The 21,285-nt window shown below is 66.8% G+C and carries 2 protein-coding genes; both read right to left on the reverse strand.

The features are described 5' to 3' along the window. Window positions 1-36 precede the first annotated feature (36 nt). Window positions 37-20,991 (reverse strand): non-ribosomal peptide synthase/polyketide synthase, encoded by a 20,955-nt coding sequence (locus tag ACIUM1_RS01380; protein WP_406815529.1) that lies wholly within the window; start codon window positions 20,989-20,991, stop codon window positions 37-39. Continuing rightward, window positions 20,982-21,203 (reverse strand): MbtH family protein, encoded by a 222-nt coding sequence (locus ACIUM1_RS01385; protein ID WP_406815530.1) that lies wholly within the window; start codon window positions 21,201-21,203, stop codon window positions 20,982-20,984. Before ACIUM1_RS01385 ends, ACIUM1_RS01380 begins: the two co-directional genes overlap by 10 nt. Window positions 21,204-21,285 lie beyond the last annotated feature (82 nt).

Below are 21,285 nucleotides of genomic sequence, written 5' to 3' on the forward strand. Positions count from 1 at the left end.
CTCCGTAGGTAACTCTCCATTCACCAGCGATCCACCCTAAGCTTCCAGCGAAACTTTGAGTTGTGGGCCATATAGGCTGAGCGATTCGATACTCAGCATTTCTTGATGCGCGCAATCGATCGGGTAGATGTTGATGTCGCCGGTCACATAAGGTCGCCAACGTCGCAGAAGAGGCGAACTGCTATCGCTCCCGTCCCGCACAGCAGTGAATATGATGATATCCCCGTCGAAGACTCCGGGTTCGTGGGCTCGATACAATGCCGCGTTGCGGTTGATGTTTTGCACACCCGAATCCAGAAGCTGTTTGTAGCGAGGTAATTCGACGATTCCTCGGTTGCGAAGTAGTTCTTCTGCCCGCTCATAGGTGAGCGGCTCATCCTGATAGGGAACTTCTATATTGCAGTACCGCAAGACGTCTTGCAGCACTTCGGCTTCGCCGACGTCCGATAGAGCGACGCTACCGTCGGCACTTGGTTGAGCGTCGAGAAGGATCAGTTGTGTGATGACGCATCCGCGTCGCTGAAGCTCGATGGCAATTTCATGGGCGACGGCACCTCCGAAAGACCAGCCGAGAAGTTTGTAGGGCCCGGTGGGATAAACTCCCTGGATCCTGTCGGCATAGTTCTCGGCCATATCGCGGATTGACGCGGGTTCAGCCTCGCCATTTTGCGGGATTTGCTGAATTCCAATGATCGGGCAGTGCAAGTGATTACCCAGAGCCTGATATGGCCAACTCACCCCACCCGCAGGATGAATGCAGAACAGCGGAGCACCCGTGCCCTCCTTGAGGAACTCAACGGGGACTACTTCCACCTCGCCGGCTTTTTGGCCCAACTGCTGGCTCAGGCTACTAACGGATGGCGCGTGGAACAATGTGCGCACCGCAAGGTTTGTGTCCAGGCAGGTGTTGATCGCGGCGATCACGCGCATCGCCGACAGCGAATCCCCACCTAGATCGAAGAATGAGTCGTCGACTCCGACCCGCTCGAGCCCGAGCACCTGGGCGTAGATGCCGGCCAGGATCTCTTCGGTGGGGGTGCTCGGGGCGCGGTAACGATGACCATCGGTGTATTCGGGAGCCGGCAGAGCGCGGGTGTCGACTTTGCCGAGGGCCGTCAACGGCAGCGCGTCGATCACCACCACCGCGGCCGACACCATGTAGGCGGGCAGCCGCTCGGCCAACGCCGCACGAATCTCGGCCGGATCGGCTGTCCCGGTCACATACCCCACCAGGCGCTTGTCGCCGGGGCGGTCCTCGCGGGCAACCGCGACCGCCTGCTCCACCCCATCGAGGGCGGCTATCGCCGCGCGGATTTCACCGAGCTCGATGCGGTACCCGCGGACCTTGACCTGATCATCGGCGCGCCCCACATATTGCAGCTGCCCATCAGCGGTCCACCGCACCAGATCCCCGGTGCGATACATCCGTGTCCCCGGCGCTTCCCCACCGGCGAACGGGCAGGCCACAAACCGCGACGCGGTCAGAGCAGCCCGGCCGACATACCCACACGTCACCCCGGCACCGGCCACATACAACTCACCGACCACCCCCGCGGGCACCGGCCGCAACCAGTTGTCCAGCACGAAAAACGCCGCCCCCGGCACCGGCCCACCGATCGACACCACCGCCGACCCCGGTGTCAGCGGCGCGCTGAACGTCACAACAATCGTGGTCTCGGTCGGGCCGTAGGCGTTGATCATCACCCGCCCGGGCGCCCACTGATCCACCACGTCGGGCGGACACGCCTCGCCACCCACCACCAACGCCATCGACTCCAACCCCTCCGGGGAGAGCATCGCCGCCGCCGAGGGGGTCTGGGCGAGCATGCTGACGCGTTCGCTGACCAGCAAGGCGTGGAAGTCCTCCGCCGAGCGTGTCACCGAGTCGGGCACCACCACCAACCGCCCACCGTGCAGCAGGGCCCCGCAAATCTCCCAGACCGACGTGTCGAACCCATAGGAATGACACAGCGCCCACGCCCCCTCCACCGGCAGACGTGCCTCCAGCGCGTTCACTGAGGTCAGCAGCTGGGTGACGTTGTGGTGGGTGACCGCGACCCCCTTTGGGGTTCCAGTGGTGCCCGAGGTGTAGATGATGTAAGCAATGTCCTCGGGGGCCGGCGCCGCCAAGCCCGTGCACGGGTAGCTGGCGATGCGGGGGTCGTCGATATCGATGACCGGCAGCGCACCACCGTCCAGCCGATCGGCTAACCCGGTGCTCGTGATCGCAGCCGTCGGGGCTGCATCGGCAACCATCAACCGCATCCGGGCCGCCGGCAACGCGGGGTCGATCGGCAGATAGGCCGCCCCGGTCTTGAGCACCGCCAGGATCGCCACGATCGCAGCGGCGGAACGGTTCAACAGCAGCGCCACACACTGTCCCGGGCCCACCCCCTGGCCGGCCAGCAGATGTGCCAGCCGATTCGACGCCTCGTCGAGCTCTCGGTAGGTCATCGAGCGACCGCCGCAGCTGATAGCCACCGCCTGTGGTACGCGGGTGACCTGCGCGGCGAACACCGCCGGAATCGACGCCGGGGTACCCACCGGCGCGCTCAACACCGCCCGGTTGCCAATCTCATCCAGCCGGGCATATTCCTCCGCAACCAGCACATCGATCGACGAGAGCCGCCGGGACGGGTCGGCGGTGACCGCGAGCAACACCCGCTGCAACCGCGCGATCAGCGCCTCGATGCTGGCCGCGTCAAACACGTCGGTGCGAAACTCCACCGACCCGCCGATCCCGATGGGCTCACCGGCCTGGTTCCAGCGTTCGCCCAACGAAAATGTCAGGTCGGTGCGGGCGACCTGGGTGTCCGCGGACAGCGGCGTGACCCGTAGATCACCTAAGGCCAACTCGGCGGGGGCGCCGCCCTCCTGGACGAAGTTCTGCCAGGCCAAGGCCACCTGCACCAGCGGCTGATGGGCCAGGCTTCGGGCAGGATTGAGCCGCTCCACCAACACCTCGAAGGGCACATCCTGGTGCTCGTAGGCGGCCAGGCTGCGCGCTCGGACCTGAGCCAGCAGCTCAGCCACCGTGGGATCGCCGGCCACCTCCACTCGCAACACCAGGGTGTTGACGAAAACCCCCACCAACTCCTCCAGCGCCGGGTCGCGTCGTCCCGCGATCGCGAACCCGACCGCCACGTCTGAGCTTGCGCTGAGCTTGGCCAGCAACACCGCCAGGGCGGCCTGGACCACCATGAAACTGGTCGCGTTGTGCGCCCGGGCCACCCGAGCCACCTGCTGCTGCAGCTCGGCCGGCCAGTCCACGACCACATTGGCCCCGCGGTAATCGGCCACCGGCGGATACGGCCGATCGGTGGGCAGCATCAGCCGCTCGGGCAGCCCGGCCAGCGCCTGCTCCCAGTAGGCCAGCTGGCCGGCGATGCGGCTATGGCTATCGGCCAGATCACCCAGCTGCGCACGCTGCCACAGCGTGTAATCGACATACTGCACCGCCAACGCCGCCCAACCCGGGGCTTGCCCCGCACACCGGCTGGCATAGGCCACCCCTAAATCAGCCACCAGCGGGGTGATCGACAAGCCGTCGGCGGCGATATGGTGCACCACGGCCACCAGCACGTGCTCGTCGTCGCCGACGCGGAAAAGCGTTGCCCGCAAAGAGATCTCGGTCGCCAGGTCAAACGGGTGACGCGCCGCCGCGCCGATGGCCTCGTGCAGCCGGCTTGCCGGCCATCCGGTGGCATCGACGACCTGCCAACCGAAGTCGGCCCGCTCGGCCGGGATAACCACCTGCTGGGGTATCCCGTCAGGCGCAGGGAACAGGGTGCGCAGGCTTTCTTGGCGAGCCACCACATCGGCCAACGCCGCACCCAACGCCTCGGCATCAAGGCGCCCACTGAGCCGCAACGCCGCCGGCATGTTGTACATCGGTGAGGGCCCCTGCAACTGGTCGATAAACCACAACCGCTGCTGGGCAAACGACAGCGGGACCACCGCAGGCCGCTCTACCGCCACCAACGGCTCCAGGCCACCCCCGGCTTCTCCGATACGCGGCGCCAGCCGGGCCACCGTGGGCGCCTCGAACAGGGTGCGTACTGCGAGGCTGGTGTGCAGGGTTTTGTTGATGGCGGCGATCAGGCGCATCGCGGAAAGGGAGTCTCCGCCCAGGTCGAAGAAGGAGTCCTCGACCCCGACCTGTTCGAGGCCAAGTACCTGGGCGTAGATGCCGGCCAGGATCTCCTCGGTGGGAGTAGCCGGGGCGCGGTAGTGCTCGGCCTCGCGGTAGTCGGGTGCGGGCAGGGCCCGGGTGTCGAGTTTGCCGTTGACCGTCAACGGCAGCGCCTCGATGCCCACCACCGCCGCGGGGACCATGTAGGCCGGCAGCCGCTGGGCCAGTGCGGCGCGCACCGCGACCGGGTCGGCGGTCCCGGTGATGTAGCCGATCAGGCGTTTATCGCCGGGGCGGTCCTCACGGGCGATCACCGCCGCCTGGTTCACCCCGTCGAGCGCGGCCAGGGCGGCCCGGATTTCACCGAGCTCGATGCGATAGCCGCGGACCTTGACCTGCTCATCGGCGCGACCCAGATACTGCAGCTGCCCATCGGGGCCCCACTTCACCAAATCCCCGGTGCGATACATCCGCTGACCCGGGGCCCCCGGTGCTGCGAATGGGCAGGCCACAAACCGCGACGCGGTCAACCCCGCCCGGCGCACATAGCCACACCCCAGCTGAGGACCGGCCACATACAACTCCCCGATCACCCCGACCGGCACCGGTTGCAGCCACTGATCGAGCACGAACAACGCCGCCTTAGGAACCGGCGACCCGATCGGCGGGGCACCCGAGCCCGCCGCCAGCGGCGCGCTCAACGCCACCCACATCGTGGTCTCGGTCGGGCCGTATTCATTGATCATCACCCGCCCAGGCGCCCACCGCTGCACCAGCTCAGCCGGACACGCCTCACCACCTACCAGCAGCGCCACCGACTCCAGCCCCTGCGGGGACAACATCCCCGCCGCCGAGGGGGTCAGACACAACACGCTGACCCGTTCACCGATCAGCAAAGCGTGCAAGTCCTGCGGGCAGGCCGCCACCGACTCAGGCACCACCACCAGCCGCCCCCCGTGCAGCAGGGCACCATAAATCTCCCAGCCCGAAATGTCGAAGCTATAGGAATGCCACTGCGACCACACCTGTTCGGGCCCAACCAGATCCGGACCCAACGACCCCATCAACTCGGTGACGTTGCGGTGAGTGATCGCCACCCCTTTAGGCACCCCAGTGGTGCCCGAGGTGTAAATCAGATACGCAATATCGCCGGCATCCGGTACCGGCAAACCGGTGTCCGGATATGTCTGGATGCGCGCGTCGTCGACGTCGATGACCGCCACCTGCTGCCCATCAAGCCGCCCGGCGAGTTCGGTGGTGGTCAGCGCAGCGATCGGTGTGGCATCACCAACCATGAACCCGATCCGCGCCGCGGGATGGGCCGGGTCGATCGGCAGATACGCCGCCCCGGTCTTAAGCACCGCCACCATCGCCACAATCGCCTCGGCGCAACGCGAAAACAGCAGCGCCACACACTGCCCCGGGCCCGCACCATGATCGACCAGCAGATGCGCCAACCGATTCGACGCCGCATCCAGCTCCCGATAAGTCAACGAGCGGCCTTCGAAGGTCACCGCCACCGCATCCGGTGTCCGGACCACCCGCTCAGCGAAGAGGGCTGGAATCGACACCGGCGTACTTGCCGGCGCGGTCAACGCCGCCCGGTTCCCGATCTCATCGAGCCGGGCCCGCTCGGTTTCGTCAAGCACATTGATCGATGACAGCAACCGGGATGGCTCGGCGGTGACCGCCATCAACACCCGCTCCAACCGCGCGATAAGCGTGTGGATGCTGGCCGCGTCGAACACGTCGGTGCGGAACTCGATCGATCCGCCGATTCCGGCGGCCTCGCCGGCTGGGTTCCAGCGTTCGCCCAACGTCAAGGTCAGGTCCATCCGGGCAACCTGGGTGTCCGCCGACAGGGGCGTGACCTGCAAGTCACCCAGGGCCAACCCTGCCGCATTGTCGTCAAGGGCGAAGTTCTGCCAGGCCAACAACACCTGCACCAGCGGGTGATGGGCCAGGCTTCGGGTCGGGTTGAGCCGCTCCACCAACACCTCGAAAGGCACGTCCTGGTTCTCGTAGGCGGCCAGGCTGCGTCCCCGCACCCGATCCAACAGCTCGGCCACCGTGGGGTCACCGGCAACATCGACGCGCAGCACCAGCGTGTTGACGAAAAAGCCCACCAACCCATCAAGTGCGGGATCATCACGCCCGGCGATCGCGAAACCGATCGCCACATCAGAGCTGTCGCTGAGCTTGGCCAACAACACCGCCAGCGCGGCCTGGACCACCATGAAGCTGGTCGTGTTGTGCTCACGGGCCACCCGAGCAACCTGCTGCTGCAGCTCGGCCGGCCAGTCCACCATCACACTGGCGCCGCGGTAATCGGCCACCGGCGGATACGGCCGATCGGTGGGCAACGCCAACCGCTCGGGCAGCCCAGCCAGCGCCTGCTCCCAATAGGCCAACTGCGCAGCGATCGGGCTGTCGGCGTCGGCCACGTCCCCAAGCTGCGCGCGCTGCCACAGCGTGTAATCGGCATACTGCACCGGCAACGGCGCCCAACCGGGTGCTCGCCCGGCACAGCGGCTGGCATAGGCCACCCCCAGATCGGCCACCAACGGGGCCATCGACAAGCCGTCACCGGCGATATGGTGCAGCACCGCCACCAGCACATGCTCCTCGTCGGCGACGCGGAAAAGCCTTGCCCGCAACGGAATCTCACTGGTCAGGTCAAACGGGTCGCGCGCTGCCGCCTCGATCACCTCACGCAGCCGAGACTCCGGCCAGCCGCTGGCATCCACGATGTCCCAGCCGAAGTCGGCCCGCTCGGCGGGCAGCACCAGCTGCTGGGGTATCCCGTCGGGGGCGACGAACAGGGTGCGCAGGCTTTCTTGGCGGGCCACCACATCGGCCAACGCCGCACCCAACGCCTGGGCATCCAGGCGCCCACTGAGCCGCAACGCCGCCGCCATGTTGTAGATCGGTGAGGGCCCCAGCAACTGATCGATAAACCACAACCGCTGCTGGGCAAACGACAACGGCACCACCGCAGGCCGCTCAAGAGCCACCAACGGCTGACGCCGCCCCTCATCGACACCCACACGCAGCGCCAACTGGGACACTGTGGGCGCCTCGAACACCGCACGCACCGCAAGCTCGGCACCCAGACCCGTTTCGATCGCGGCGACCAGGCGCATCGCCAACAACGAATCCCCACCCAGATCGAAGAACGAGTCATCGACCCCGACCCGCTCGAGCCCGAGTACCTCGGCGAACACGCCGGCCAAAATCTCCTCGACCGGGCTCACCGGGGCGCGATAACCGGCATTCTGGTACTCCGGCGCCGGCAAAGCGCGGGTGTCGAGTTTGCCGTTGGAAGTCAACGGCAGCGCGTCCAGCACCACCACCGCGGCCGGCACCATATACTCCGGCAACCGCTCAGCCAACTGTGTGCGCAGCTCGGCCGGCTGCGCGGTCCCGGTGACATAGCCGACCAGGCGCTTGTCGCCGGGGCGATCCTCGCGGGCGATGACCACCGCCTGCTCCACCCCGGCCAACCCGGCCAGTGCAGCGCGCACTTCCCCGAGCTCGATGCGATAGCCGCGGATCTTGACCTGCTCATCGGCACGCCCCACATACCGCAACTGCCCATCGGCACCCCACCGCACCAGATCCCCGGTGCGATACATCCGCTGCCCGGACCCGGCGAACGGGCACGCCACAAACCGCGAGCCGGTCAACCCCGACCGACCCACATACCCAATCGCCAGCCCCCCGCCGGCCACATACAACTCCCCGACCACCCCGGCCGGCACAGGGTGCAACCAGCCATCGAGCACGAACAGCGCCGCCCCGGCCACCGGCGCACCGATAGGCACCACACCCGACCCCGCTACCAGGGGCGCGCTCATCGCCGCATATATCGTGACCTCGGTCGGGCCATAGGCATTGACCATCACCCGACCCGGCGCCCACCGATCCACCACCTCGGCCGAACACGCCTCACCACCCACCAGCAGGGCTACCGACTCCAGCCCCTCCATTGGCAACGCCGCCACCGCCGACGGGGTCTGGGTTAACACGCTGACCTGCTCAGCCACCATCAAGGCGTGAAAGTCTTGCGGTGAACCGCTCACCGACTCAGGCACCACCACCAGTCGCCCACCGTGCAACAACGCACCCCAGATCTCCCAGACCGAGAAGTCAAAGACATAGGGATGGCACTGCGTCCACACCCGTTCCGGCGGCAGGCCGGCGTTCAATGATTCCAATTGCTGGGTGAGGTTGTGATGGGTGATCGCCACGCCCTTGGGCACCCCCGTGGTGCCCGAGGTGTAAATCAAGTAGGCGATATCGTCGGGGGCCGGCTCCGGCACGCCCGTGCACGGGTAGGTGTCCATGCTGGGATCGTCGATGTCGATGACGAGCAGCTCATGCCCGTCCAGCCGCGCCCGCAGGGAGGCCGTGGTGATCGCGGCGATCGGCCCAGCATCGTCGAGCAAAAATCCGATCCGCTCCGCCGGCGCCGCCGGGTCGACGGGCAAATAGGCCGCCCCTGTCTTGAGCACCGCCAGGATCGCCACGATCGCCTCGACCGACCGCGAAAACAGCAGCGCCACACAATGTCCCGGGCCCACCCCCTGGTCGGCCAGCAGATGCGCCAACCGATTTGCTGCCTCCTCCAACTCCCGATACGTCAAGGAGCGGCCGTCGCAGGTCACCGCCACCGCCTGTGGGGCGCGGGCCACCTGCGCGGCGAACAGCACCGGAATCGACACCGGCTTGCTCACCGGCTCGGTCAACGCCGCCCGGTTGCCGATCTCATCGAGCCGGGCGTGCTCACCCTCGTCGAGCAGATCCACCGACGAGAGCCGCCGGGTGGGGTTGGTGGTCATCGCCATCAACACCCGCTGCAACCGCTCAACCAACGCCTGGATGGTTTCGGTATCGAACACGTCGGTGCGGAATTCCACCGTCCCGCCGATCCCGGCGGGCTCACCGGCCTCGGTCCAGCGTTCCTTGAGGAAGAAGACCACATCCATTTTCGCGGTCTGGGTGTCCCCGCCCAGGGGGGTGATCTGCAGATCACCCAAACTCAGCCCGTTCTCGGAGTCATCGACTTGCCCGGGGAAGTTGTTCCAGGCGAACACCACCTGGATCAGGGGGTGATGGGCCAACGACCGGGTGGGATTGAGCCGCTCCACCAGCGCCTCGAAGGGCACATCCTGGTGCTCGTAGGCGGCCAGGCCGCGTGCTCGCACCTGGGCCAGCAGCTCGGCCACGGTGGGATCGCCGGCCAGATCGACGCGCAGCACCAGGGTGTTGACGAAAAAGCCCACCAGCTCATCGAGAGCGGGATCGCGCCGCCCGGCGATCGGGAATCCCACTGCCACATCGGTGCTGGCGCTGAGCTTGGACAGCAGCACCGCCAGCGCGGCCTGGGTCACCATGAAACCGGTCGCGTTGTGCTCGCGGCCCACCCGGGCAATCTGCTGTTGCAGGTGCGCCGGCCAGTCCACCGCCACCCTGGCGCCGCGGTGATCCGCCACAGGCGGATAGGGCCGATCGGTGGGCAGCTGCGTCCGTTCGGGCATCCCGGCCAGCGTTTGCTCCCAATAGGCCAGCTGCGCGGCGATGCGGCTGTCACTGTCGTCGAGATCACCGAACTGGGCCCGCTGCCACAGCGTGTAATCGACATACTGCACCGGCAATGGCGCCCAGTCCGGAGCCCGCCCCGCGCACCGGCTGGCATAGGCCACACCCAGGTCACGCACCAGCCGGGTCGTCGACCAGCCATCGGCGGCGATTTCATGCACCACGGCCACCAGCACGTGTTCGTCGTCGGCGACACGGAAAAGCCTTGCCCGTAACGGGATCTCGGTCGCCAAGTCAAACTCGTAGTGCACCGCGGCGCCGACGGCTTCACCCAGCCGGTCTGCCGTCCACCCGGTGGCATCAGTGACGCCCCAGCCGAAATCGGCCTGCTCTGCCGGGATCACCACCTGTCGGGGTACCCCCTCGACCGCGGGGAACACGGTGCGCAAGCTCTCATGGCGGCCCACCACATCGGCCAGCGCCGCAGCCAGCGCCTCGGCATCCAGGGGTCCGCTCAGCCGCAACGGCACCACCACGTTGTAAAGCGGTGAGGGCCCCTGCAATTGGTGGATAAACCACATCCGGCTCTGGGCAAACGACAACGGCACCACCGCCGGCCGCTCCACCGGCACCAGCGGCTCCAGGCCGCCACCCTGACCGATGCGGAGCGCCAACTGGGCCACCGTGGGCGCCTCGAACAGCGCACGCACCGAAAGATCGGCATCCAAACTCGTATTGACCGCGGCGATTACGCGCATCGCCGACAGTGAATCCCCACCCAAATCGAAGAACGAGTCGTCGACGCCGACTTTGTTTATCCCCAGCACCTCGGCGTAGATGCTGGCCAGGGCCTCCTCGGTGGGGGTACTCGGCGCGCGATAACGATCGGCGCCCTGATACACGGGTGCCGGCAAGGCCTTACGGTCGATCTTGCCCGAGGACGTCATCGGGAACTCGTCGAGCACCACGATGTGCGTGGGCACCACGTATTCGGGCAACCACGCGCTCAACTGCTGACGCACCGCGGTGACCTTGGCGTTGGTCTGGGGGTCATTGGCGTGGGTGCTGCGTTGGTGGACCCCATCAGGTGGCAGATACAGATCGGTCAGCGGTGGGGTGTTCCCAGCGCAAGCTACCGCGATGAACACGGCATCCACGGTGCCCGGTTGCGCGCCCCAGGTGACCGCGACGCTATATCCGGCGGTCTCACCAAGGCCGTGTAGTTGTTCGGGGACAACGGCATCGGCGTCATCGGCATGCGCCAGTGCGTCAGCTAGGGGCAGCCCGGCGGCCAGGGCGTGTTCGATGTGGACGTCGCTGATCAAGCCGGCGCGGGGGATCTCGGTGACCCGGACAATGTTGGGACGTTGAGATATCAAGCGGTCGCGCAGCCCACCCAGGCCCGCGCAGTCAGCCCACGCCCAGTTGTCCGCGGTGGCCATTGAGCGCACCGGTGCCGGGGTTTTGTGGATGCTGACGTCGTAGCGGTACCGGTTGAGTTCGTTGTCGGCCATTCCGCGTTTGACTTCGATGTCGAGACCGGCCACCGACGGCTGGTCGGCGACCCAGGTGGTGAAAAACTCTGGGGCCAACAGCAATTCGGCTTCGCCGAGCACGGCGCGCTGAACACGTTGACGAATCTCAGCGGCGTCGGTTGCGTCGGTGCGGGCCAGCGCGATGCCGGTCTGAAAGGCGCCCTGCAGGCTGTGGTTGCGCACGTCGCCGATGAACAACGCCCCGCCCGGGGCAAGCAGCCGCATCGCCACGGCCATCACGTCGCGCAGATAGTCCGCGCTCGGGAAGTACTGGACCACCGAATTGAGCACCACCACATCGAAGTGGCCCTCGGGCAACCCCTCGGCCACATCGGCGGCCTGCACCCGCAGCCGCACCCGATCCCCCCACGACTGCGCGGCCACCGCCGCCTGCAGTTTGTGGATCGTGGGAGCCGAAAAGTCCGTCCCCCAATACTCGGCACACGCCGGGGCGATCTGGGACAACACCAGACCCGAACCCACACCGAGCTCCAGCACCCGCCGCGGCCGCAGAGCCAGTATCCGGTCCACCGTGGCCGACCGCCACTGCACCATCTCTTCGAGCGGAATCGGTTCACCGGTCAGGCTGCTGTTCCAGCCACGGAAATCCATGCCGAACTCCGGCGCATCGATTTCAGCGTCGTAGAGGTCGTCGTAGATGTGTTGCCACTGGTCCACGATTTCGGCGTCGTCATCGGCGGCGGCGGAGGCGGCGTGCTCGAAGGTCACGTACGCGACCAGGTGAGATCCGTTGTCGCCGTGATGCATAACGGCCGCGGCCTGGGTGACCTGCGGGCAGGCCAGCAGGGTGTTTTCGATCTCGCCCAGCTCCATGCGCTGTCCGCGCAGTTTCACCTGGGTGTCAGCCCGGCCTAAGTAATCCAGGGCGCCCTCCGCGGTCCAGCGGACCAGATCGCCGGTGCGATACATCCGCGCGCCGGGCTGGCCAAAAGGATTGGCCACGAACCGTTCCGCGGTCAGCCCGGTCCGGCCCACATAACCGTGCGCCACCGCGGGCCCTGCAAGATACAACTCGCCGACGACCCCGATCGGGGCCGGGTTCAGCCGCGCATCCAGCACCAGCGCGCACACCCCGGCCAGCGGGGCACCGATGCGCACCGGCTCCCCCGCCACCAGCGGTGCGCAGGTAACCCAGATGGTGGCCTCGCTGGGCCCATAGGCGTTGAACATCCGCCGATCCGCCGCCCAGGCCGCCACCGTCTCCCCCGGGCATGCCTCCCCGCCGGTGATCAGCGTCCGAAGTCCGTCGAGCCGGGCCCGATCCAACGACGACAGCACCGTCGGTGTTAACAGCGCCGCGCTGACCCGCTCGGCGTGCATCAACGCGGTCAACGCCTCCCCGGCATACACGTCTGCGGACGCCACGACCAAGGCCGCGCCCGACGCCGCCGCCAGCAACCATTCAAAGATCGAGGCATCAAAGGTCGGCGCGGCCACCATCAACACCCGCGCGTCCGCACCCAACCCGAACACCTCATGGTGCGCGGCCGCGACCCCCAGCAGGCCGGCGTGGCTGACCGCCACCCCCTTGGGCACGCCGGTGGACCCCGACGTGAAGATCACGTACGCGGTGTTATCCACCCTCAGGGGCGCCAGCCGGTCGGCGTCGGTGATCGGATCCGCGCCGTACCCGGTCAGGTCCAGATCATCGATGCGCAGCACCGGGCCCGCCCCGGCTACCGTGTCGGCGCTGCAGGTCAATACACACACCGCGTCCACCGTGTCGAGTGCCGCCGCGATGCGCTCCACCGGATGGGTCGGATCCACTGGCACATACACCCCACCGGCCTTGAGCACCGCCCACCAGGCCACGACCAATTCCGCAGACCGACCCATCGCCGCGCCCACCGCGCGCTCGGGACCCACGCCGGCCTCGATCAGCACCCGCGCCAACCGCGTCGACCATTGATCAAGCTCGCGGTACGACACCGCCCGGCCACCGTCGATGACCGCAATCGCGTCGGCATCGGTGGCCACCGCCGCCGCCAACACGTGCTGCGCCAGCCCCACCGGCGCGGTCCTCCCGGCACCCGACCAGTCCGACAGCACCAGATCACGCTCATCGCAATCCAGCAGCGACACCTCACCCACCGTCACCGAAGCATCGGCCACAACCGCCTCGATCACCCGGTCAAACCAGTCGACCAACCGCTCGATGCTGGCCCGGTCGTAGAGGTCCGTGGCATAGGTCAACACCCCGGCGGCCATCGGCGCACCGACATCCTCGCCGGGCACTTCGCTCAGTTGGATATCGATGTCGAATTTGGCGGTGCGGGTGCCGACCATCAGCGGCTCGACGCTAACCCCGTCCAGCGCGATATCGGGCCGCGCGTTGTTCTGCAGGACGGTGGCCACCTGAAACAGCGGATGATGCGAGGCGGAGCGCACCGGGTTGAGCTGCTCGACCAGCAGCTCGAACGGCACGTCCTGGTTGCTGTAGGCATCCAGCGCCTTTTGGCGCACCTGCTCGAGTACCTCGCTGAACCGCTGTGCAGAGTTGACCCCCACCCGCAACACCCAGGTGTTGACGAAGAACCCGACCAGCTCATCGAGCGCCGCATCCATCCGCCCGGCGATCGGGGTGCCCATCGTGACGTCCTCGCCGGCCCCGGCCCGGTGGAGCACGACGACCATGGCCGCCTGCAACACCATCGAGACGGTCGCGTTGTGCGCCGCCGCCAACGCCTTGATACCCGCCCACAGCCGGGGGTCGAGGTGCATGTCCACCTCATCGCCGCGGTAGCTGGGTACCGGCGGGCGCGCCCGATCCGGCGGCAGTGAGACGACCTCGGGCAGATCGGCCAACTGCTGGCGCCAATACGCCAGCTGGCTGGCGATCAGACTGTCGGGATCGGACTCGACGCCCAACCAACCCTGTTGCCACAGTGTGTAATCGGCGTACTGCACCGGCAACGGCGCCCACTGCGGGGCCCGGCCCTGTCGGCGCGCCCGATACGCCTGGCCGATATCCCTGGCCATCGGAGCCAGTGACCAACCGTCAAAGGCTATGTGGTGCACCACAATTCCCACCACATGCTGCTGGGGACCCACCGCATAGATCTGGGCCCGCATCGGGATCTCGGCCGACAAATCGAACCGGTGCCCCGCCAGCGCCACCAACTCAGCGGCCACATCCTGCTCGGTCAACGACATTACGACCGCGTCGCCACGCCGCCACATCCCCGCGGCGGCCGGCAGCACCTGCTGCAACGGCACCCCATCGATGTCGGGAAATACGGTACGCAGCGACTCGTGACGCGCGATCACATCATCCAGGGCCGCGCACAATGCCTCGACATCCAACTCCCCGCTGATCCGGAACGCGGTCGGCATGTTGTAGGTCGCCACCCCGCCCTCGAACCGGTCCAGGAACCACAACCGCTGCTGGGCAAACGACAACGGCACTGCTGCCGGTCGCGCGGTGGCCACCAACGGCGTGCGCCCGCCCCCATCCCCGCCAATGCGGGGAGCCAACTGAGCCACCGTGGGCGCCTCGAACACGGTGCGCACCGCAAGATGAGCATCCAGGGCGCTGTTGACCGCGGCAATCACCCGCATCGCCGACAGCGAATCGCCGCCCAGGTCGAAGAACGAATCATCGACACCGACCCGCTCGAGCCCGAGCACCTGGGCGTAGATGCCGACCAGGATCTGCTCAGTCGCGGTGCCCGGGGCGCGATAGCCGTCGCCCGACGTGTATTCGGGTGCCGGCAGCGCGCGGGTATCGAGTTTGCCGTTGACCGTCAACGGCAACGCGTCCAACACCACCACCGCCGCCGGGACCATGTAGGTGGGAAGCCGCTCGGCCAGCGCGCTACGCAGCCCGGCCGGATCGGCGGTCCCGATCACATAGCCCACCAACCGTTTGTCGCCGGGGCGGTCCTCGCGGGCGATCACCACCGCCTGTTCCACACCGGACAGCCGGGCCAGCGCGGCCTGGATTTCGCCGAGCTCAATGCGATAGCCGCGGATCTTGACCTGCTCGTCGGCGCGACCCAGATACCGCAGCTGCCCGTCGGCCCCCCAAGTCACGAGGTCCCCGGTGCGATACATCCGCTGTCCCGACGCGGCCGCCCCGGCGAACGGGCACGCAACAAACCGAGACGCCGTCAAAGAAGCCCGTCCCACGTATCCATAGGCGAGCCCGCCGCCGGCCACATACAGCTCCCCGACCACGCCGGCCGGCACCGGATGCAACGACGCATCCAACACGAAAAAGCCCAGGTGCGCCAATGGCACCCCGATCGGGCTGACATCGCGGTCGACGTCGGCCTGGCCGATCTCGCGGAACGAGGCATGCACCGTCGTCTCGGTGATGCCATACATATTGATCAGCCGCGGAAATTCCGGGTGCTTGCCCAGCCATACGCCAAGGCGCTGGGGTTCGAGCGCCTCACCGCCGAACACCACCGTCTGCAGCTTGAGCCCATCGTCGGACTCCGGTGCCCGAGCATCGGCGGCTTGCAGCGCGTAAAACGCCGACGGCGTCTGACTCAATACGCCGACCTGCTCAGCAATCAGCAACGCGCGCAGGTCTTCCGGTGAACGAACGACCGCGTCGGGCACCACCACCAGCCGCCCGCCATGCAGCAGCGCACCAAAGATCTCCCACACTGAGAAGTCAAAGGCATAGGAATGACACTGCGACCACACTTGCTGCGGCGACAGCTCCAGATCAGCGTCTAGTGCCCGCAGCAGCCGAGTCACGTTGTGGTGAGGGATGGCCACGCCCTTGGGCACCCCGGTGGTGCCCGAGGTGTAGATCAGGTAGGCGATCTCCTCGGGCGCCGGCGCCGGCAACCCGGTGCACGGGTAGCCGAGGATGCGAGGGTCATCGAGATCAATGACCGGCAATTGGCGCTCATCCAAGCGACCGGCCAACTCGGCATTAGTGATCGCGGCGATCGGTGCGGCATCGGCAACCATGAACTGCATCCGCGCCGCCGGGTGGGCCGGGTCGAGTGCCAGATACGCCGCCCCGGTTTTGAGCACCGCCATGATCGCCACGACCGCCTCGGCCGAGCGCGGCAACAACAGCGCCACACACTGCGCGGGGCCGGCGCCCAGAGCGATCAGCCGGTGCGCCAACCGGTTTGACGCCTCATCGAGCTCCCGGTAGCTCATCGAGTGGTCTTCGAACGTCACCGCCAGCGCTTCGGGCGCACGCATGACTTCGGCGGCAAACGCCGCGGGAATTGACGCCCCGGTTGACACCGTCCGGGCCAACACCGCCCGGTTACCGATGTCGTCCAGGTGGGCATGCTCATCGGTATCGAGCACATCCACCGCCGACAACCGCCGGCTGGGATCGGCGGTCAAGGCCGCCAGCACCCGCTGCAACCGCTCGATCAGCGTTTCGATGCTTCGGGTGTCGAACACGTCGGTGCGGAACTCCACCGTCCCGCCGATCCCGGCGGGCTCCCCGGCCTCACTCCAGCATTCGCCCAACGAAAACGTCAGATCCATCCGCGCGGTGCGCATGTCCACCGGCACCGGGCTGATCTGCACATCACCCAACACCAACCCGGCGGTGGGGTCCCCGGCGAAGTTCTGCCAGGCCAACATCACCTGCACCAGCGGATGATGATTCAGCGACCGGGTCGGGTTGAGTCGCTCCACCAGCACCTCAAAGGGCACATCCTGGTGCTCGTAGGCGGCCAGGCTGCGCCCGCGCACCTGAGCCAACAGCTCGGCGATGCTTGGATCGCCGGTCAGATCGACGCGCAGCACCAAGGTGTTGACGAAAAAGCCCACCAGCTCATCGAGTGCGGGATCACCACGCCCGGCGATCGGGAACCCCACCGCCACATCAGGACTGGCGCTGAGCTTGGACAGCAACACCGCCAGCGCCGCCTGGATCACCATGAAGCTGCTCGCGTTGTGCTCACGCGCCACCCGGCGAATTTGCCGCTGCAGTCCGGCCGGCCAATCCACGACCACACTGGCCCCGCGGTAATCGGCCACCGCCGGATACGGCCGATCAGTGGGCAACGCCAGCCGCTCGGGCATCCCGGCCAGGGCCTGCTCCCAATACGCCAGCTGGGCCGCGATCGGGCTATCGGTGTCGGCCAGATCACCGAATTGCACACGCTGCCACAGCGTGTAATCGGCATACTGCACCGGCAGCGGCGCCCAACCGGGGGCTTGCCCCGCACACCGGCTGGCATAGGCCACCCCGAGATCAGCCACCAGCGGGGCCATCGACACGCCGTCGGCAGCGATATGGTGCACCGCGGCCACCAGCACGTGCTCGTCGTCGGCGACACGGAAAAGTATTGCCCGCAAAGGGATTTCGGTAGTCAGATCAAACGCGTGGGAAGCCGCCGCCTCGATGGCCTCATCCAGCTGTGTTATCGACCAGCCCGTGGCATCGATGACGTCCCAGCCGAAGTCGGCCCGCTCCATGGGAATAACCATCTGCTGGGGTATGCCCTCGGGCGCCGCGAACAGGGTGCGCAGGCTCTCGTGACGAGCAACCACATCGGTCAATGCCGCACTCAACGCGTCGGCATCGAGCCGTCCGCTCAGGCGTAACGCCGTCGCCATGTTGTAGATCGGCGAAGGCCCCTGCAACTGGTCGATGAACCACAAGCGCTGCTGGGCGAACGACAACGGCACCACCGCAGGCCGCTCAACGGCCACCAACGGCTCGCGCCCGGCTCCATCGGCGTTGATGTGGGGCGCTAGTTGGGCCACGGTGGGCGCCTCGAACACGGTCCGCACCGCCAGGTGGGCATCCAGGCCGGCGTTGACCGCGGCGACCAGGCGCATCGCGGACAACGAATCCCCGCCCAGATCGAAGAAGGAATCGTCGACACCGACCCGCTCGAGCCCGAGCACCTGGGCGTAGATGCCGGCCAGGATCTCCTCGGTCGCGGTACCCGGGGCGCGATAGCCTTCCCCCGAGGCGTACTCGGGTGCCGGCAGCGCACGGGCATCGAGCTTGCCGCTGACCGTCAACGGCAGCGCGTCCAGCACCACCACCGCGGACGGAACCATATACTCCGGCAACCGCTCGGCCAGCGCGCTACGCAGCTCGGCCGGGTCGGCGGTCCCGACGACATAGCCCACCAGACGCTTATCGCCCGGACGGTCCTCACGGACGACCACCACCGCCTGCTCCACCCCATCCAACCCGGCCAGTGCCGCGCGGATTTCACCGAGCTCGATGCGATAGCCCCGGACCTTGACCTGCTCGTCGGCGCGGCCCAGATACTGCAGCTGCCCATCAGCACCCCACCACACCAGATCCCCGGTGCGATACATCCGCTGTCCGGACCCGGCGAACGGGCACGCCACAAACCGCGACCCGGTCAACGCAGCCCGGCCCACATACCCACACGCCACGCCGCGACCGGCCACATACAACTCGCCGACGACCCCAGGCGGCACCGGGCGCAACCACCCGTCGAGGACGAACACCGCGGCGGTCGCTACCGGCGCGCCGATCGGCACCACACCCGAGCCCGCGCCCAGTGGCGCGCTCATCGACGCGTACACCGTGGCCTCGGTGGGGCCATAAGCGTTGATCACCACCCGCCCCGGTGCCCACGCATCCACCACCTCGGCCGGGCAGGCCTCACCGCCGAGCAGCAACGCCACCGACTCCAACCCCTGCGGGCACAGTGCGGCCGCCGCCGACGGGGTTTGGGTGAGCACATTGACGTGTTCATCGACCAGCAACGTGTGGAAATCGTCCGGCGAGCCGACCACCTCGTCGGGTACGACCACCAGCCGGCCACCACCGAGCAAAGCCGCCCAGATCTCCCACACCGAAAAGTCGAAAGCATACGAATGGCACTGCGTCCACACCTGCACCGACGGCAGGTCCGAGGGCGGCGAGTCCGCCAAATGGACCAAGTTGTGGTGGGTGACCGCCACACCCTTGGGCACACCTGTCGTGCCCGAGGTGTAGATCAAGTAAGCGATGTCCTGCGGGTCCGGCGCCGGTGGTGCCGCGCTGGGCTGATTGTCCACCGCAGGATCGTTGACATCGATGACCGCCACATCGCACCCGTCCAGCCGCCCGCGTAGGTCCGCGGTAGTGATGACTGCGGTCGGGGCGGCGTCGGTGAACATGAACCCGATGCGTGCGGCCGGCAGCGCCGGGTCGATCGCCAGGTACGCCGCACCAGCCTTGAGCACCGCCAGCATCGCCACGACGGCCTGCGCCGAGCGCTCCAGTAGCAACGCCACACACTGCCCCGGCCCCACACCCCGCTCGGTCAGCAAGTGCGCCAACCGGTTCGCGGCCTCCTCGAGTTCCCGGTACGTCAGGGCGGCGCCCGCGAAACTGATCGCCACCGCCTCGGGGGCGCGGGCCGCCCGGTCAGCGAACACCACCGGAACCGACACCGACCGCGGTGCGGGCCGGGTCAGCACCGCCCGATTACCCCAGCCCTCCAAGCGGGCGGGCTCGTCGGCATCCAGCACATCCACCGACGACAACCGCCGCCCCGGGTCGGCGGTCATCGCCATCAATACCCGCTGCAGCCGCCGCGCCAGGTCGGAGACGTCGATATTCGAAAACAGCTGCGCGGTACCGGCCGTGCCGAGGAAGAGCGCGTCACCGTCGCCCGAGAAGGTCAAGCCAAAGCCGCCCCGGTGGCCGAGATTGGTGTATGACGCCGACGCCCGGGCGCCACCGAAGGACAGGGTAAAACTGGACGGCAGAAAATTAACGCTCACCCTGCCGGCTGGCTGCCCCAGTCCCCGCGCATGGATTTTGCGCTCAAGGGCCTGCACCGGAAACCTTTGATGCTCCAACGCTTCCCGAATCCGGGTATCAACGTGTTGACAAAAATCAGCAACGGTCGAATCCGGCGAGACCTTTAATACCAGCGGCACGACCCCGGCAAGCATCCCGGGAAGCGTCTTTGAATCGGGACTTACTCGCCTGCTGACTGGGAAATCGAATACCACCTCCGAGTCCTCAGCGCACCACCCGCGCATTAAAAGTGCGCACGCCGCGGTGAGGACGGATGACCGAGGTACGTTCCAGGCTCGGGACAATTCATAAACCCGGCGAAGGATTACGCTGTCCAGCCGAACCGGCGCGGAAGGACGACCCGGATCGTGTTCGCCGGCGGCTTGGGGCAGCCGATATTGTGATCCGTTTTCCGCCGGAAGGTTTGCAGTCCAGTAGGCCCGATCGTCCAGATAATCGTCAGACGCTTCGTACCTTTCCTCGGAATCGACCAAGTCCTGCAGCGAGCCGAAAATGGCAGGAGGAATGGGTAAGCCGGAAACAATGGCGGAGTAGACGGCTGCGATTCGATGGCCGGCCAGCGCAAGGCCGGTTCCATCTATCACTATGTGGTGGCAGCACGCGAACAAGTGGAATTCATGGGGCCGCGTCCGAAACAGAGCGAATTTGAACAGCGGGCCAGTGAGCGGCATCGGCGTGCGTTGGATGGAAGCGGCCATCTCATGGGCTTCGTGCACCGGATCCGGCGAGCCGCTCAGGTCATAGCAGGCCAGCTCGACATCCGGGTAGTCGATCACCCGTTGGAAAACCTGGCCATCCGCCTCGCAGATGGCGGCCCTACCCGGCTCGACCTCCTGCACTACCCGCCGGATCGCCCACTCGAGGGCATCACGCTCAACCGCGCCCTCGATTTTCACGAAAAGGCCAAGCTGCCACTCCGTGCCGGGTTGACCCGTTTCCTGGGCAAGCCAAATATCTAGCTGTCCGCGTGTCAGCGGATATGCCTGGTAATCCCGATCAGTCGGCCGCCCGAACGGTTCAACTATCAAAGCCACCGACCGGCCAGCCTCTCGCGCAGACTCTTCGGCCGTATGTCGGCCCAGTTCTGTTCGATGTACTCCAAGCAGGCAGCGCGGTCCGCTTCGCCATAAACCATCTGCCACCCGGCCGGGATATCGGCGAACGCCGGCCACAGGCTGTGCTGGTCTTCGTCATTGATCAAGACGAAAAAGCTGCCACTGTCATCGTCGAACGGGTTGACGGTCACAAGTCCTCCAAATTTCGCTTCGGAATGAGCCGAACGGTTCGTACCACTGGTCGTTTCTGACCGGCCGGTAGAGGGCTGGGCC

The organism is Mycobacterium sp. M23085 (assembly GCF_045343915.1).
In the GTDB taxonomy this organism is placed as follows: Bacteria; Actinomycetota; Actinomycetes; order Mycobacteriales; family Mycobacteriaceae; genus Mycobacterium.